The 16229-nt window shown below is 56.6% G+C and carries 11 protein-coding genes and 2 pseudogenes; 9 read left to right on the top strand and 4 right to left on the bottom strand.

The window, feature by feature from the left end:
• Window positions 1–99: 99 nt before the first annotated feature.
• The 4 genes and pseudogenes from HKD27_RS08730 to HKD27_RS08715 all read left to right on the top strand — a co-directional run.
• Window positions 100–1464, top strand: a pseudogene (locus tag HKD27_RS08730) (carbohydrate porin); the annotation flags it as partial.
• Window positions 1465–1590: 126 nt separating this feature from the next.
• The gene (locus HKD27_RS08725) at window positions 1591–1995 is read left to right on the top strand and encodes a glycerol dehydrogenase (protein WP_370544256.1); all 405 of its coding nucleotides are present in this window, start codon (window positions 1591–1593) and stop codon (window positions 1993–1995) included.
• Window positions 1995–4214, top strand: coding sequence for a pyrroloquinoline quinone-dependent dehydrogenase (locus tag HKD27_RS08720; protein ID WP_194689211.1), 2220 nt, complete (start codon window positions 1995–1997; stop codon window positions 4212–4214). The genes HKD27_RS08725 and HKD27_RS08720 overlap by 1 nt, the downstream gene beginning before the upstream one ends.
• Window positions 4215–4415: 201 nt before the next feature.
• Window positions 4416–5174, top strand: a complete 759-nt coding sequence (locus tag HKD27_RS08715; protein ID WP_194265453.1) for an IclR family transcriptional regulator — start codon at window positions 4416–4418, stop codon at window positions 5172–5174.
• Window positions 5175–5209: 35 nt separating this feature from the next.
• On the opposite strand, the gene HKD27_RS08710 is transcribed toward HKD27_RS08715, so the two are convergent.
• The 3 genes from HKD27_RS08710 to HKD27_RS08700 form a co-directional block, all read right to left on the bottom strand.
• Window positions 5210–6091 (bottom strand): LysR family transcriptional regulator, encoded by an 882-nt coding sequence (locus tag HKD27_RS08710; RefSeq protein ID WP_062493663.1) that lies wholly within the window; start codon window positions 6089–6091, stop codon window positions 5210–5212.
• Between the two features lie 34 nt (window positions 6092–6125).
• Window positions 6126–6995, bottom strand: coding sequence for a LysR family transcriptional regulator (locus HKD27_RS08705; RefSeq protein WP_062493673.1), 870 nt, complete (start codon window positions 6993–6995; stop codon window positions 6126–6128).
• A gap of 98 nt (window positions 6996–7093) precedes the next feature.
• Complete coding sequence (locus HKD27_RS08700) at window positions 7094–8500, bottom strand: amidohydrolase (protein WP_194689210.1); 1407 nt, start codon at window positions 8498–8500, stop codon at window positions 7094–7096.
• Between the two features lie 357 nt (window positions 8501–8857).
• On the opposite strand from HKD27_RS08700, the gene HKD27_RS08695 reads away from it, so the two are divergent.
• From HKD27_RS08695 to HKD27_RS08675, 5 genes are all read left to right on the top strand, one after another.
• Window positions 8858–11182 (top strand): TonB-dependent receptor, encoded by a 2325-nt coding sequence (locus tag HKD27_RS08695; RefSeq protein ID WP_194689209.1) that lies wholly within the window; start codon window positions 8858–8860, stop codon window positions 11180–11182.
• A gap of 84 nt (window positions 11183–11266) precedes the next feature.
• Window positions 11267–12562, top strand: a complete 1296-nt coding sequence (locus HKD27_RS08690; protein ID WP_194689208.1) for an MFS transporter — start codon at window positions 11267–11269, stop codon at window positions 12560–12562.
• A 21-nt stretch (window positions 12563–12583) separates the two neighbouring features.
• A complete protein-coding gene (locus tag HKD27_RS08685; RefSeq protein WP_194265457.1) occupies window positions 12584–13900 on the top strand; it encodes a CapA family protein in 1317 nt (438 codons plus the stop codon).
• 141 nt (window positions 13901–14041) lie between these two features.
• Window positions 14042–14467, top strand: a complete 426-nt coding sequence (locus HKD27_RS08680; RefSeq protein WP_194265458.1) for a VOC family protein — start codon at window positions 14042–14044, stop codon at window positions 14465–14467.
• Window positions 14468–14500: 33 nt separating this feature from the next.
• Window positions 14501–15790, top strand: a complete 1290-nt coding sequence (locus HKD27_RS08675; RefSeq protein WP_194689207.1) for a Zn-dependent hydrolase — start codon at window positions 14501–14503, stop codon at window positions 15788–15790.
• Between the two features lie 262 nt (window positions 15791–16052).
• Here HKD27_RS08675 and HKD27_RS08670 read toward each other — a convergent pair.
• Window positions 16053–16229 (bottom strand): annotated as a pseudogene (locus HKD27_RS08670) (IS5/IS1182 family transposase); the annotation flags it as partial.

The raw sequence follows: 16229 nt of genomic DNA, 5'->3' as shown, positions 1-16229 counted from the left end.
GATATTTCCAAGATTCCCGTCATTCAGACGGGGAACGTTCATGGTCGTGTAAATTCTCATGTGTCTTCTGCGAAAAATTCTCCTGTCAGAACAGTGAATCCACGACCGTTACTTGTGAAGACTGCACCGGATGCCGACGGTGGCACACGTATGGCCACTACCTCCGATACGACGGAGAACAGCTTTTTCCCCGACAGTTTTCATGACTGGCTGACCCAGAGCACGATGACGGGAGACTGGGCCGGGTGGCGGACGTGGCTGACGAAAAAGGGCATCAACATCGGGGGGCATTATTTTCAGGATAGTGCAGGGAACCCGATGGGGGGAGCTTCGAAAAATGTCCGTTACGCGCATGAGGTCGGGGTCAATGTGGACTTCGATCTCAAGAAACTGACGGGATTCTCGATCGGTTTGTTCCACCTTACCGTAACGTCACGTGCCGGCCTCGGACTTGGGGCAAAACTGCCGGCGCTGGATAGTCCGCAGGAAATCTACGGTTCTCCGACCGTACGTCTGTCACTCCTCTCCTGGGAAATGCCCTGGAACCGGTATGTGACCACGGATGTCGGTGAAATGAACGCCGAAACGGATTTCGAATCATGGTCCATGTACTGGGGCATGAACAACTATTGCCAATTCGAAAGTAATGCGATCTGCGGCATGCCCCAGTCAATCGCTTACAACTCCGGATACAGTTATTATCCAACCGCCCATCCGGGCGCATGGGTCAAATTCTATCCGGCGGGAAATGACCATTACTCCATTCAGTTCGGGGCCTATTCCGTCGACCCTACGATCGGCAATACGCATAACGGCTGGAAAATGAACCTGCATGGCGCGACGGGAACGTTTCTTCCGTTCCAGCTTGTCTGGCATCAGGGTGGAAAAGACGATTACAGCGGGCCGCTTCAGACCAACGTGAAAATTGGTGGCTACTGGGACTCTTCCGAGGTCAAGAACGTCTATTCGCAACTTGGGACTTTCGGGATCCCGGAGCAGTACCTGGTTTCTGCGCCGGTTTCCAAGGTGCGCGGGCGTTTTGGCGGCTGGTTCCAGTTCGACCGGATGCTGGAGCGTGACGGGAATGATCCGAACCGTGGAACATCTTTTTTCGCGTCGTTTACGTGGGGCGATCCACGGACGTCTGTTGCGCCGTATTTCGTTGACTGGGGCCTGACACGCAAAGGGACATTCCCCACGCGACCGAACGACACGGTTAGCCTTGGCATGAAGATGCTCTGGGTCAGCCCGAAACTTACGAACTGGGTTCGTGAACTGCAGGGCACGGGGGCTACAGGAATTTACAAGCCTTCCGGCGAGCACTCGATCGAACTCAATTATGGCTGGCGTCCGACGCCCTGGCTGCTGATCCGTCCAGGTGCCCAGTACATCTGGAGCACGGGAGGAACCAATAAATACAAAAATCCATTAATACTGGACTTTGAAACCGGAATCACACTTTGAAGCAAAACTCAAAGTAACTATTATAAGAATACCAAGTTATATCACGCCTTCGTGAGGTATCTCGGGAGTTCTTATTTAATCAACTTGCATGTAATCACTAATTCCCATCCGGGAAAGGAAAGGTTCATGGTTAATTCATCCTGGAATGTAATGTTCCGGCACTTTCATAATGCGACTTTTGTGGAGTGGCTCGTTCTGCTTCTTGGTCTCGTTATTACCCTCGTCGGTGTGGCCTTTGTCATCGGCGGAGTAGATCTCGCCATGTTGGGCGGCTCTTTTTACTATGCGCTCTGCGGGCTGCTTCTGGCTGCCGGAGGCATTCTCATGATCCTGGGGCGCACGATGGGCGCGTTCCTGTATCTCGGCGCATTGGCCTACACATGGGGGTGGTCCCTGTGGGAAGTGGGTTTCAGCCCGATCGATCTTCTTCCGCGCGCTTTTGGGCCGACCCTTCTGGGCGTTCTTGTCGCCCTGTCCATTCCGGTCCTGCGCCGTCAGGAAGTACGTTTTTCCAGCAAGGGAGCCGTCTGATGCGTCGGCCATATCTTTTCGCTACAGTGGCCTCTCTGGCGCTGACTGCGCTGCCATTTGCGGCCCATGCACAGTTCGCTCCTGCCGGAGCAGGCGGTCCGCCCTCCGCTTCAATTCCGGGGCCGGGCAAAGCCGACGAACCGGCACGGGATGCGCCGCCAGACCCGAGCTATTTTGCAGGCCCGTCCGCTTATGCGCCGCAGGCCCCGGGCGTGAATGCCGCCAATCTGCCGGATATGGATTCCATTGATGCGTCGGCACTGCCGGCCATGGTGCCGCAGCAGAGCGCCAGTCCGGCGCGTGAGGATTGGGCGACATACGGACATGATGACAACCAGACGCGCTATTCGCCTCTGGACCAGATCACGCCAGAGAATGTCTCCCAGCTTGAAGTGGCGTTCACCTATCACACGGGCAGCTATCCGCGACCTGGGCAAGCCAACAAATGGGCGGCCGAAACGACACCGATCAAGGTTGGCGACGGTCTCTACATGTGTTCGGCACAGAACGACATCATAAAGCTCGACCCGACAACGGGTAAGCAGATCTGGCGCCGCGATCTGAATGTGAAATATGAGTCCATTCCCTACACAGCGGCGTGTAAGGGCGTGACGTATTTCACATCATCGCAGGTGCCTGAAGGCGAGCCATGCCACAACCGCATCATCGAAGGCACGCTGGATATGCGGCTGGTCGAAGTGGACGCGGCGACGGGTGAGTTCTGCCCTACTTTCGGTCATGGCGGACAGGTTAACCTGATGCAGGGTCTTGGTGAGTCCGTTCCGGGCTTCGTGGCCATGACGGTTCCGCCGATGGTCGTGAATGGTGTGGTTGTCGTCAATCACGAGGTTCTGGATGGTCAGCGCCGGTGGGCGCCATCCGGGGTCGTGCGCGGCTATGATGTGGAGAGCGGAAAGTTCGTCTGGGCCTGGGACGTCAAGCGCCCCGATGACCATTCGCAGCCGACCGGCAACAACCATTACAGCCGTGGCACGCCCAATTCCTGGGCCGCGCTGACGGGCGATAACGCGCTGGGACTGGTCTATGTTCCGACCGGAAACTCGGCTGGCGACTATTTCAGCGGTTATCGCAGCCCTGAGGAAAATGCCGTTTCCACGTCAATCGTAGCCCTTGACGTCAAGACCGGATCTCCGCGCTGGGTTTACCAGACGACCCGCAAGGACGTCTGGGACTACGACATGGGCTCGCAGGTCACGATGATGGACATGCCGACGCCTGACGGACAGACGGTTCCAGCCATTATCGTGCCAACCAAGCGGGGACAGACCTTCGTTCTGGACCGCAGGACGGGCAAGTCCATCCTTCCCGTGGAGGAGCGGCCGGCTCCGGCAGGGAATGTTCCGGGCGATACGCGTGCACCCACGCAGCCCTGGTCCGTCGGGATGCCTGCCCTGCGCATGCCGGAGCTTCAGGAAAAGGATATGTGGGGCATGTCCCCGCTGGATCAGCTCTACTGCCGTATCAAGTTTCGCAGCGCGCATTATGTGGGTGAGTTCACGCCACCCAGCCTGGACAAGCCGTGGATCATGTATCCGGGCAACAATGGCGGCAGCGACTGGGGCTCCATGGCCTATGATCCGGAAACGGGCATCCTGATCGCCAACTGGAACGCGTCCCCGATGTATGCCCAGCTCATCACCCGTCGCAAGGCGGACAGCCTGAAGCTGATGCCGATTGATGCCGTGCATTACAAGCCCGGTGCCGGAGCCTCGGCGGAAGGCAATGGTCCGATGGAAGGGACGCCCTATGCGATCACGATTGCACCTTTCTGGGACCCGTTCACCCGCATGCTGTGCCACAAGCCGCCTTACGGGATGATCACCGCCATCGACATGAAGCATGGGCAGAAGGTTCTGTGGCAGCATCCGCTGGGAACGGCGCGTGCCAACGGTCCGTGGGGCCTGCCGACAGGACTGCCCTGGGAAATCGGAACACCTAACAATGGCGGTGCCGTCATTACCAAGGGTGGTCTGGTCTTCATCGGTGCGGCAACCGACAACCTGATCCGGGCCATCGACGAGCGGACAGGCAAGGTCCTGTGGTCGCATGTTCTTCCGGGGGGCGGTCAGGCCAATCCGATGACCTATGAAGCCAACGGACGGCAGTATGTTGCGATCATGGCTGGTGGTCACCACTTCATGATGACGCCGATCTCTGACCAGATGGTTGTTTTCGCCCTTCCCAAGGGAACGAACTGAAAAAAACGGGGGCCGCATGAAGTGCGGTCTCCGGGAAACGTCGAGGCGCGAACCCTGCCCGGTGGGGGACATGAAAATGGCCGTTTTGCCTGCGAGCAAAGCGGCCAAATGTTTTCCTGATCCGTCGGAGAAAGCATTTCGGCTAAACAGGGCTATCAGGCTGCGTTTCGATCATTTCGGCCATTCAAGAGAAAAGGTTCTATGTCGAAAACTCCAAAACTGATTCAATCCATCGAACGCGCCGTAGCTCTGCTTGAAATCATTGCGCATCAGGGTGGTGCCGCGCGACTACGGGATCTGGCCATCATCTCCGGTCTGGGCAAGACGACGGCCCACAACATTCTTCAGACGCTGGAGCAGCTTGGTTATGTTCACCGCCGTCTGGGGGACATGAATTATTATCTTGGAGGACGTATCCTCAATCTCTCCCGCATCGTGGGGAATGACTATGTTTTTCGCGACAAGATGCGGCCTGTTCTGGAGCAGATCGCCCGGGAGAGTGGCGCCACGGTCTATTTTGCGGTTCCTAGCGGAGACAAGGCTGCTTACGTCGATATCGTGGATCTGAAGGACCCGCTCTTCGCCGCGTCCCGTCTGCATGACCGGGAAAAGCTCGAAGGCTCCTCGGTCGGGTTGGTGTTTCTGGCGTTTGTGCCGGGGCTGGGAAAACGTGTGCTTGCCACACGCGCAAATGCCCTGAGCAAAAACATTCTTCTGGAAATCGAGAATGTCCGGGTCAAGGGATATGCCCTGGATCTTGAATCCTATCGGCCCGGGATCAATGCCGTTGCCATTCCCTGGCGGGAAAGCAGTGGTGAAGTCCGTTCAAGCATTGCCCTGTCAGGACCGGCGGCGGAACTACCCCGGCAACGCCTGATCCAGCTTGCCTGGATGATGATGAAGCATGTCGCAAGTGCCAACCTGGAAGGTTCCAGAAGCGTGTTTGGAAAAACGATTTGACAGGGCTCCGGGATCGCCTTCGCGCGTAATGGCCTTCACATGCTGGCAGACCCGAGTGGAGACTGGAGGATATCGAGGAGGCGGTTAATCAGGCGTCTTCTGGGAGTATTCCTTTGGGAAAGAAATCCCAGTTTCCTGCACGGTGCCGGAGCAGGGAGTGAGACTTTTTTCAGATGGAAGCCGTCCGGCCAGGGGAGGGCCCAGTCCGGAATCAGTGAGACGCCGGTTCCTTGATTGACGAGGGTCGTGATGGCATCGAGTGCGTCCAGTTCCAGCCGTTCATGAGGCCAGATTCCGGTACGTTTCAGATAGTCATCCGCCAGGCGTCCGCCCCACTGGTTGCGGTCATAACGGATGAAGGGATAGTTCCGCAGGATTTCGTGCGGGTCGGTCTCCGTTACATCGCCGGGAACAAGAACGATGAGCGGCTCTGAGCGCAGCGTCTCCCAGACATAGGTTTCCGGAATGTTGAATGGCGGCTCGACGATGAAGGCCGCATCCAGTGCCCCATCCAGAACGGCATTGTAAAGTGCGGAAGACGACCCCGGCATGATGTGCAATTCGATTTCAGGAAAACATTCGAAAAAGCGCTTCAGGTAAGGAGGCAGAAGGCCGTTTGCGGCACTGGAAATGGCCCCCAGCCTGAGTTTTCCGACCGGAGTGTCGCTTGTCGCAATCACGCAGAGTTCACGGACGGAAGTGACGATCCGACGGCTTTGCTCAAGAATAGCCAGGCCATGTTCGGTCGGACGCACATGGCGTCCGTTCCGCTGGACAAGGGAGCAGCCGATCTCCTCTTCCAGTGTCCGAAGCCGCTGCGCCACGGTTGCGGGGGTCAGGTGCTGCTGGCGTGCGGCTCCTGCGATGGAGCCCTGCTCGATAACAATGAGCAGACTTTCAAGGAAGCGTGTGTCCATGAACGGTTATCCGGAATGGGGAAAGTGAGAGCCTTCAGGCCTTCTTGAGGGTGAGGAATGGCTCCATGGTCTTGATGAGATGGGCGTGCGGTGAGGCGTGCAGCCAGTGCAGGCCGATATGGCGCTGGGGTGGTGTACTGGAGACAGGAATCTTCCGGACTTTGAGCCCTTCCGGCCATGGCGGGAGCCAGTCCGGAAGCAGGGAAATGCCAATGCCCTGGCTGACCATCAGAGCGATGGCTTCAAGGGAATCAAGCTCCAGCTGTTCCTTGGGGAAAATCCTGTTGTCCTTGAGGAAGGTATCGGCGACACGACCGCCCCACTGATTGCGGTCATACCGGAGGAAAACATTATTTTTAAGGATCTTCAGAGGATCCGTTTCAGCGCAGTTTTCCGGAACCAGAACTATCAGAGGCTCCGACAGAAGCCTTTTCCAGCCGCATGTCTTGGGAATACCGAAAGGAGGCTCAACGATAATTGCGCAGTCCAGTTGTCCTTCCAGGACCTCATGATACAGCTTGATCGACTGACCCGGTGTGACATGCAGGTCGATCTGTGGATACTCGATGAAGAATTTTTTCAGCATGAAGGGAAGGATGCCGGTCAGGGCAGTGGAAATGGCGCCGATTTTCAGTTCGCCGGCAAATTCTTCCTGAAAGGCGAGGGACCGCAGCTCTTCGACACCCTTGATGAGCTGTCGGCTCTTCTCAATGATGGCCAGGCCTGCAGCAGTCGGTGTCACGGTCCTGCCGGCACGGATCAGCAGAGGCTGTCTGATCTGGTCTTCAAGAGCCTTGATGCGCTGGGAGACGGCCGCAGGGGTGAGTGAAAGCTGACGCGCGGCATCGGCGATGGAACCTCGTTCCACGATGGCGATGAAGCTTTCCAGAAAGCGTGTGTCCAAGATGCGCTGTCTCTCGTTTCTGACTTGGAAATGATTTCCGCGGACTTCATGGTATGGCAAGCGCCACGATATCAGAACAGGATCTCCGGTTCTTTTTTTCAGAACTTTCCCTGAGGCGGAAAAGTATCCGCAGGAATGGGAGAGACATAAGGAGTGCGAAGAAGGCGCTGTGCGTGATCGTCCTGAGCCTCCTTCAGGACATCCGGGGACCGGAATAATCGAATGGCGGTCATGGCCATCGCCTTTGCGACATGGATCATGCCCTTATGTGCTACCGGGGAAACACCCTGAGCCGTCATCTGCCATGAGTGGAGGGGAGTACCGATGGCGCAGGTTGCTCCCAGAGCCTGAACCGTCGGGACGGTCCAGCTGACATCCCCGACATCCGTGGAGCCCAGGGAAAACCGGCTTCCAGCAGGCAGGACAAAGTCGGACAGCGGCGCATCACATGCGGAGCATCCCACCTGCTGAAGAGCGGACTCAATATCCTCCGCTGACAGGGTCTCCTGTATCCTTGCGGCGAAAACCTGATCTTCGGCGCTGAAAGGTGGTGGCCCGAGTTGCTCGAAACTTTCCTGCATCACTTTTTCAAGGGGCGGGCAGGGGAGCAGGTTCGCAACGCCTCCGGTTACAATGCTCCGAACCTGAGTTCCGCTCATCAGGGCCGCTCCCTGAGCCACCTGCCGCACCCGCTCGGCCAGTGCCAGCATTTCGGAAAGACCTTCTGCCCGAACGGAATAACGGACTGTCGTTTCAGACTGCACGACATTGGGCGCGGTCCCGCCGGCATTGATGTAAGCGTAATGAATGCGCGAGGTGGGAAGCATGTGCTCACGCAGATAGTTAACGCCCATGCTCATCAGTTCGACCGCATCCAGTGCTGACCGCCCCAGATGTGGTGCGGCCGCTGCGTGAGCCGAACGGCCGGTAAATGTGAAATCCATCCGGACATTTGCCAGGGAAGACGGTGGGAGAACTCCGCAGAACGAGGATGGGTGCCATGAAATCGCGGCATCCACTCCTGTGAATGCCTCACCTCTGACCATGAAACCTTTTCCCGCTCCGCCTTCCTCTGCCGGGCATCCATAATACCAGACGCGGCCAGGGATCTGCATGACCGCAAGCCAGTCCCGAACAGCAACAGCGGCCAGAAGGGATGCAGCGCCAAGCAGGTTGTGTCCGCATCCATGGCCGTTTTCGGTCGTCGGAGTATGATCGAAGGAGCCTGCAGCCGCCGCGAGACCGGGCAGGGCATCGTATTCACCCAGAAAAGCAATGACCGGGCCATCCTCTCCGCTTTCGCCCATCACAGCCGTCGAGATGCCTGCAACATGGGGGGTAAGGACAAAGCCATGATCAGACAGCATCCGCGTGTGCAGCGCACAGGAGTGATGCTCTTCGTAACAGAGTTCGGGCACGGCCCATACATTATCGCTCAGGGCAATGGCTTCATCCGCCAGGGCGTCGACATGATCCCAGATCTTTTCCGTGTTTCGTATTGGCATGAAGCATTCCTGAGGTTGGACAAGGATCCATTTGGAACGAATCTGGAATATTGTTGAAGGCGATCATTCCTGAAAAAATTTAACGACATCTCCTGATGAAAACCAGCAACAAAATGTTTTTTTCATCTTCTATGGAAATCTCGATCCCTGAAATTTAAGGATATCTGCTGATTTATCTCACTGTAAGCATCTCATGAGATAGTTTTATTATCTTTTGAATCAAACAGGAACAGCTATGTCCGGAAACCTAAATATGTTCTGAATATGAAACATAAGGATTGCCGGTCTGCGGGATGATCGGTTTATGAGCAGGAGTTCAGGATGATTATGGTTCGGGCTGAACGGCAGGGTTCTGTTATGAAAAACGCATTCCGCGGCTTCCTGATGCTGTCTGTCTGTACGGGATGTCTTTCGATGGCAGGGGCATATGCAGCCACTTCGAAAAACGACAAAGCCCGTCGGACAGTCCCGTCCAGACATGCGGATGCTCATGTCGCACCCGTACATCATGCGGTGGCAAAGCAGGATCATCCCGAAGTTATCAGCGTCACGACGAAGCGTCGGGCGTTCGGGTTCGGAGCCGATCAGCACCGCGCTGGCAACATCACCAATCTGACCGCTGAAGACCTCGTGACGCATCACGTCACGACCGTCGAGGATATCCAGAATCTGGTGCCGAACCTCACGATCCAGACTGAGGGCGGTTCGAACGTTCCGGACTATTACCTGCGCGGCATCGGTATGCAGGATTATACCCAGAACAACATGTCCTCGGTCATGACCTATTTCGATGACGTACCGTACACCATCACGGCGATGAGTTCCGGCCAGATGTTCGACGTGGCCTCCGTCGGTGTCGAGCCCGGCCCGGTCGGTTTTGAGCATGGCATTGCCGACACGGGCGGCGAAGTCCGCATCACGACCAATGATCCGACCAAGACCCTTCACTACGGTGCATCGGAAGACATCGCGAGCTACGAGCGCAGCAAGACGAATTTCTATGTGTCCGCACCGATCACGGACCGGCTCCAGTTTCGTCTTGCCGGGCAGATGCTGCAGGGCGGGGCCTTCCGCTACAACCGGGTCAACGGTGAGTCGATCGGGCGCGCCAATGAGGGCGCGCTACGCGGCAAACTGGCTTGGCAGCCCGACGATAAAACGAACATCAAACTGACCGCCAACTGGTCGCAGGATTCTTCGGAAGCGCAGGCCGGTTTCGTCCTGTCCGACAGCAACAACATCCTCCCGCGCGATCAGGACATCTATGCGACGGGCTGGAATCTCAATCCCCAGTACGCCAAGATTCTCGGGATCTCCCCTAACAGCAAGCCGTCCTATAACGACATGCAGTGGGGCATCAATCTCAACGCGGACCGGGATCTGGGCTGGGCGCACCTGGCAACGATCTCCTCGTTCCAGCAGCAGCAGCGCCATGAATATATCGATCGTGACGCGGAAGCCTATCGTTCCGGTGACAGCTATCTGACGGGAAGCATGAATGTGTTCTCGCAGGAAGTACGCCTTTCGGGCATGGCGCTCCACAACCGGCTCGAATGGGTGGCGGGCATGTACTACAACCGCGTTCGGGCCTCGGGCGAGAACTGGTTCGATTACACGGATCGCTCCGGAAAGTATTACTTTCAGGACAGCACCCATGTGCAGCCACAGCAGAATTTTTCACAGTTCGTGAACCTGAAATACGCTCTGACGCCCAAACTGCACCTGATCTTCGGTCTGGAGCATCAGAGTGACGACCGCCAGTTTCTCGACGACGCCGTCTACCGCTACAACCCTGTGACGCTGGCAAAGACCTACAGTCAGGTTTTCGCCAATCACGGCGCCCTGACAAACCAGTTCTCGGGCAAGGTCGGCATCAACTATCAGGTGATGCAGAATGCAATGCTCTATGCCGATATCCGGCGTGGCGTGAAACCGGGTGGCTTTACGGCCAACACGACGTTGACGGAACAGCAGGCTGCGGGCTTCAAACCTGAATGGCTGATGGCTTACGAAGTCGGCTTCAAGAGTGAATTCTTCAATCACCGTCTTCGGATCAATGGCGCGGCATTCTGGGATTCCTACCACGACCAGCAGTATTTCTCCTATATCCTGGTTCCCGGCTGGGGGACGGTCGGTTCCTATGTCAATGTGCCCCGTTCGCATATCTTCGGAACGGAACTCTCGATCAGCGCCCATCCTTTCCGCGGTCTGACAATCTCTCAGAACGTAGGGTATCAGCGCGGAACCTATGATGACTTCCAGGTCCTGAACGTGCAGGCCGTGACCGCCTATTATGCCAAGACCGGACAGTACAAGTCGATAACTGACAGCTATAACGGCGCAGATATGGGTATCCCCAAACTGACGCTGAACGGAAGTATTTCCTATGAAACGAAACCCGTTTTCAGGAAATATACCGTCACGCTTCAGGGGGATTACTCATATCGTGGTGCACAGGATACTGTCCCACGTGGAACCGGAACCTACCTGCTGCCTGCATACTTCCTCATGAACGGCAGTGTGACCTTCAAGCCGGTCAAGGGACGCTGGGCTGTTACGGCTTACGCCACGAACATTCTCAACCGCGACTACATCGTCAGCCGTACGCTTGCGACAACGGTCAACATGGGCATTTCCGGACAGCCAAGATTTGTGGGCGGCCGTTTTTCCTATGATTTCTGATTACGGAATATTCCGGAACCGTTTTAACGTGCCGGAATATTTTCCTACAGGAAGCGCCCTGGTGCCGCAGGAGAGAGGGTATTGATGAACGAGATACAGACCAGACTTTACCATCGCCTGAACTGGCGAATCATGTCGTGGATCATTGTGATCTACCTGATGGATAGTATCGACCGAACCAATCTGGGGTTTGCACGCAGCCATATCTCCCAGGATGTGGACCTAACTGCGGCACAGTTCGGATTTGCGGCCGGGATTTTCTTCGTCGGCCTGGTCCTGTTCGAAATTCCGATCAGTCTCTGGTCATCGCGGGTAGGGGCACCCAAGACATTTGCCAGAATCATGGTCTTGTGGGGCATGACATCGGCGGCGACTGGCTTCATTCACAGCCGCGACAGCTTTTATGTCCTGCGTTTCCTGCTGGGCGTGTTCGAAGCAGGTTTTGCCCCGACCTGCACCTATTATCTGGCCCGCTGGTATCCTGAGAACCGGATGTCGGCCGTCATTTTCTGGCACCAACTCTCACTGCCTCTGGCCGGGATCATTATCGGCCCGATCTCGGGGCTGATCCTGTCCCACTTCGATCAGGTCGCCGGTCTGGCGGGGTGGCGCTGGATGTTTCTTCTCGAAGGGCTGCCGTCCATCGTGCTCGGCGTCATCGTCGCTTTCGTGCTTCCCACCGCACCAAAGGACGCTGCATGGCTGTCGGTACAGGAACGCAAGACAATCGAGGCATGGAGCGTCCGGCAGAACGTACGCCATGTGGAATTTTCCGCTGTCATCCGGGACCCGGCGATCTATTTCCTGGGGCTCGGCTTCTTCGCACTCATGGCCGGAATGTACATGCTGAATTTCTGGCTGCCGTCTATCATTCATGAATCCGGCGTTCATTCGTCCCTGGCGGTCGGGCTGTACTCCTCGTTTCCCTACGTGATTTCCGTCGCTTCGATGGCCTACTGGAGTGCCCGTTCGGACAGGCTGAAGGAACGGAGCTTCCACTGTTACGCTCCGGCGCTTCTGGCCAGCCTGTGCTTTCTGCTGACAATCGTCATTCCGGATATTTTTGTCCTGAAGATGATCGTTCTGGCAGGGGCTACGGCCGGGATCTACGCATCCTACGTCGTCTTCTGGGCGATGGCCGCCAATGTGTTCCAGGGAAGCGCTGCAACCGGCGGGTTTGCACTGATCAACGCCATCGGGCTCTGGGGCGGCGTCATCAGCCCCATGGTCGTCGGAAAACTGACATCCCTTACAGGAACCCTGTCAGCCGGGATGGTGTGCATGGCCATCACGGTCGCGGTCGGGGCCGTCATCCTTTGGTCCGTGACACGCAGGATCACGGCCCCTTCCGGTCCCTCTATTCCTTCTGAAATTCTGTAACTGTAGTTGAAAGACCTGTATATGAAAGTCTGCCTCACGGGCGACAGCATTGTCCTGCGTCGGCTGAACACGGATATCGATCCGGTCTGCGCCCCGCTGTTTGACATGATCCGGGATTGCGATGCGTCCTTCACAAATCTTGAGATCATGCCAAGCGACTATCAGGGCGATCCCGCCCTTGATCATGGCGGATCTCATTTCAGCGCCCATCCCTGGATCCTGGATGAACTCCGCACCGCAGGTTTCGACCTGTTCGCAGCCGCTACCAATCACTGTCTTGATTACGGCATTTCCGGTCTTCGCATTGCAATCGAAGAACTGAGAAAGCGCGAAATCCTGTATTCCGGTGTGGGGCTGACCCTCGAGGAAGCGCGTCGTCCGGCCTATTTCAGCCATCCCAGAGGCACGGTCTCGATGCTGTCGTGCTGTTCGACATTCGCGCGCGGACAGGAAGCTGCCGATCAGACCCGCAGCATGCAGGGACGCCCCGGTCTCAATCCGCTGCATTTCAGCACGACGTATCAGGTAAAGCCGGAAGAGCTTTCGGTTCTGCAGACAATTTCGGCAGGTCTTGGTCTGGAGAAAATCAAGCAGGAGCAGATCAAGCTGGGCTTCGGCTATCCCGCTCCGGAAGACACGCTGACGCTGGATGGAACCCGTTTTGTCGAGGGCAGTGAAACCCGCATCACCACCGCCCCGAATGCGCGGGATCTGGAGGAAATCGGGCGCTGGGTACGTGAAGCCCGGGTTGTCTCTGACGTGGTCATCGTCAGTGTTCATACCCATGAAGTCGGGTATGACGCCGATGGAACCATCAGTTGGGAAAAGCCGGGCGAGTTTCTGGAAGCCTTTGCCCGGGATGCCATCGATCAGGGGGCTGACATCGTGGTCTGCCACGGCCAGCATCTTCTGAAGGGAATGGAACTCTACAAGGGCAAACCGATCTTCTATAGCCTCGGTAATTTCATTGGTCAGAACGAACTTGTCGATATGCTGCCGGAGGATTCCTATACCTTCTACAAGGTCAGCACGGATGTGACGCCGCATCAGGTCTACAAGACCCGGACCCTGAATGACACGAAGGGCTTCCCGGCCGATCGGCGCTTCTGGGAAACCCTGCTGCCGATCTGCGAATTCGCAGAAGACGGAACATTGTCCTCCATGGAAATCCATCCCGTCTCGCTTGGATTGGGCAAAAGCGCCCATACGCGCGGCCTGCCTTTTCTCGCTGAAGGGGAAGAAGGTGAGAGCATCCTGTCTCGCTTCGAGATCCTCTGTGAGCCCTATGGCGTTCGCTTCACGCGTGAAAAGGGAAAACTTGTCCTGAAACAGGACTGATATGCCACCGCCTTTGCGGAGAGTCTCAAGAGATCATCCGCAAAGGTAACCTTTGCTTTCATCAGAAGACATATATTCGTTCTATAATATGTCGGTTTCTGCATGTTATTCCGATATTCCTTCTTAATTTCTGGTGTAGAGATGCCTAATCCGTTTCATATTGCATTTCCGGTCGACGATCTTGATGCTGCCCGTGTCTTCTATGGTGAAGTTCTGGGTTGCCCGGAAGGACGTAGCACGAACAGCTGGATTGATTTCGACCTGTACGGCCATCAGATCGTAACCCATCTTGTTCCCGACGCATGCCATAAAGGTGACGCTGGAAGCGGGGCGGTGGACGGACACAACGTGCCGATTCCCCATTTTGGCGTCGTACTGGACATGGATGACTGGAAAGCCCTCGCGGAGCGCGTCCGTCGTCACGGCATTACCTTCGGGCTGGAGCCACAGATCCGTTTTGAAGGACTGCCCGGTGAACAGGCGACGATGTTCTTCTGTGACCCGGCAGGCAATGCGCTGGAATTCAAGGCGCTAGCCGACATGAAGCAGCTTTTTACCAAGCAGTAAGTCTCTACCCATCCGGTTCTAAAAGGAGTTTCCGTGTCCAGTTCCCTGACCTCTTCCAATACGGCTGCTGCCCCTGTTCTTGATCCGGAACTGGCAAACCGGGTGTTCGATCGCCTGCATGATATCGGCTTTGACGGGCGGGGAATGACCCGCCCATCCTATGGCGAGGGCGAGAACCGGGCACACGCCCTGTTTGAAGACATCGCCAGAGAGCATGGGTTGGAAATCCGCAGGGACTGGGCATCGAACCTGTTTATCACGCTTCCGGGCCGCAACCGTGATCTGCCTGTGGTCATGACCGGCTCACATGTGGATACGGTCCCGTGCGGTGGCAATTTTGACGGTGCAGCAGGGGCGATCGCAGGGCTTCTGATCCTGTGCGCCTGGGCCAGAGCGGCGTTCCAGCCTGAGCGCGATACGACGCTGATCGTGACCCGTGCGGAAGAAAGCGTCTGGTTCCCGGTGTCCTATCTGGGCAGCCGCACGGCTTTTGGCCTGCTGCCTGCAGAAGCCCTTGAGACACCGCGTAGTGATGATGGCGTGACACTGCGCGATCATATGCTGGCCTGCGGTGCACATCCCGAACTGTGTGGCAAGGCGCCCGTTCTGGACCCGGCAAAAATCGACTGCTTTGTGGAACTCCATATCGAGCAGGGGCCAGTATTGCTTGAGGCGGATGTTCCCGTTGGGGTCGTGACCGGAATTTGCGGCAGTACCCGATATCGCTCCGCAGTCATTCACGGCCAGTACGCCCATTCTGGCGCGACGCCGCGGCGTTTCCGCTCGGATGCTGTCATGGCCGGTGCGAGCATGATGATGGCGCTTCATGAAGACTGGAAAACGGTTGAAGCCGCCGGCGAGGAAATGACCCTGACGTTCGGGGTGTGCCAGACGGATCCGGCACAGGCCAATTTTGCTGCCGTACCGGGCAAACTCGATCTGGTCATCGATATCCGTTCACGTGACGAAGCTCTGCTGGAACGCATGAACGCACGGGTCATCGAGCAGGCCCGTCGGGTGGAAGCAGAGTTCTCAGTCCGTGTTGACCTGGGCCCGCGTACCCAGAGCACGCCGGCTGTCATGGATGAAACGATTCAGGCGCAGGTGAAAGAGCTGGCAGCGGAAATGGGTATCGCGGTCGTTTCAATGGCCAGCGGGGCCGGGCATGACGCGGCAACATTCGCAGGGCAGGGCGTTCCGACTGAAATGCTGTTCGTCCGAAACGAGAATGGCAGCCATAACCCAGACGAAAGCATGGAAATGGAAGACTTTCTTCTGGGTGCCAGCCTGCTGGAAAGACTTCTGCGCAAGCGGGCATCCTGAAACGGGACATCTCGGCGGGGCAGCGCTTGATGTTAATGTCGCATGCACTGCCTGTCGCAGGAAATCCTGCTCCTCACTTTGTAGGGGCAGAAGTGAGGCAGTGTTGACAAAGGATCTAATCCAGAACCTGAACGGATCGAAGAACCGTTGATTGAAATTTTTGCGGCCTGATTTTCGGCTGCAACGGGCAGGCATCAATGGTTCTGGCTGATGATTTTGGGCCTGCTTTTTGAACAGAACGAGAGTTCCATGTTCTGGGTGACTACGCATCGGCGTTAATCCACTCCAGGAACAGACAGCGGCGCATGTTGTAGACGATATTTGCCAGCCCGATCCTCATGGTGGCATGGGTGATACCCACTGTCCGGACAAACAGTCCCGTCTGTGCTTTCTGATCGGCAAAGACATGCTCGACACGGGACCGAACGACGGATTTTCC

This window comes from Gluconobacter sp. R75690 (assembly GCF_015244525.1).
Lineage (GTDB): Bacteria > Pseudomonadota > Alphaproteobacteria > Acetobacterales > Acetobacteraceae > Gluconobacter > Gluconobacter potus.
Note: the sequence above shows the minus strand (reverse complement) of the source record. Positions and strands in the feature narration are given on the sequence as shown.

What these genes read in the sequence shown, in the direction of transcription:
- HKD27_RS08725 (WP_370544256.1), top strand. Translation starts at nt 1,591, where the DNA reads ATGGTTAATTCATCCTGGAATGTAATGTTCCGGCACTTTCATAATGCG.
- HKD27_RS08720 (WP_194689211.1), top strand. Translation starts at nt 1,995, where the DNA reads ATGCGTCGGCCATATCTTTTCGCTACAGTGGCCTCTCTGGCGCTGACT.
- HKD27_RS08715 (WP_194265453.1), top strand. Translation starts at nt 4,416, where the DNA reads ATGTCGAAAACTCCAAAACTGATTCAATCCATCGAACGCGCCGTAGCT.
- HKD27_RS08710 (WP_062493663.1), bottom strand. Translation starts at nt 6,091, where the DNA reads ATGGACACACGCTTCCTTGAAAGTCTGCTCATTGTTATCGAGCAGGGC.
- HKD27_RS08700 (WP_194689210.1), bottom strand. Translation starts at nt 8,500, where the DNA reads ATGCCAATACGAAACACGGAAAAGATCTGGGATCATGTCGACGCCCTG.
- HKD27_RS08695 (WP_194689209.1), top strand. Translation starts at nt 8,858, where the DNA reads ATGAAAAACGCATTCCGCGGCTTCCTGATGCTGTCTGTCTGTACGGGA.
- HKD27_RS08690 (WP_194689208.1), top strand. Translation starts at nt 11,267, where the DNA reads ATGAACGAGATACAGACCAGACTTTACCATCGCCTGAACTGGCGAATC.
- HKD27_RS08685 (WP_194265457.1), top strand. Translation starts at nt 12,584, where the DNA reads ATGAAAGTCTGCCTCACGGGCGACAGCATTGTCCTGCGTCGGCTGAAC.
- HKD27_RS08680 (WP_194265458.1), top strand. Translation starts at nt 14,042, where the DNA reads ATGCCTAATCCGTTTCATATTGCATTTCCGGTCGACGATCTTGATGCT.